Here is a 570-nt window from a genome sequence, read left to right on the forward strand (position 1 = left end):
ACCACGAGAGTTTACAACACCCGAAGTCGGTGGGGTAACCCTTACGGGAGCCAGCCGCCGAAGGTGGGGTAGATGATTGGGGTGAAGTCGTAACAAGGTAGCCGTATCGGAAGGTGCGGCTGGATCACCTCCTTTCTATGGAGAATCGTCTTCTGCAACGAAGACATTCAAATATGACTTCCATGAAGTCACCCTTAAAATCAGGTTTAGGCCTGTTACTCACTCGTTGGTCAGTTTTGAGAGTTCAACTCTCATTTGATCCTTGAAAACTAGATAACGAAACGAATTTGCGCAATTAGAAATATCCTTCTCTAACGACTTGTGTCAAGTGATTGACCAAGAAGTAAAGAGTAGCATAGAGCGGAATATTTGCATGATGAACGACTTTTGGTAACAAGGGAAGAGAATCAGGCAAATGTGAAGCCATTGGTTAAGCTACTAAGAGCACACGGAGGATGCCTAGGCGCTAGGAGCCGAAGAAGGACGTGGCGAACAACGATACTGCCTCGGGGAGCTGTAAGCAAGCTTCGATCCGGGGATGTCCGAATGGGGAAACCCAGCTGATGTAAT

2 rRNA genes are annotated in these 570 nt (G+C 47.4%); both read left to right on the forward strand.

What is annotated here, in order from left to right:
* Nucleotides 1-135, forward strand: a 16S ribosomal RNA gene (locus tag AB4124_RS34070); the annotation flags it as partial.
* A gap of 293 nt (nucleotides 136-428) precedes the next feature.
* A 23S ribosomal RNA gene (locus tag AB4124_RS34075) occupies nucleotides 429-570 on the forward strand; the annotation flags it as partial.

Source organism: Paenibacillus sp. 2KB_20, from assembly GCF_052115765.1.
Classification (GTDB): Bacteria; Bacillota; Bacilli; order Paenibacillales; family Paenibacillaceae; genus Paenibacillus_AQ.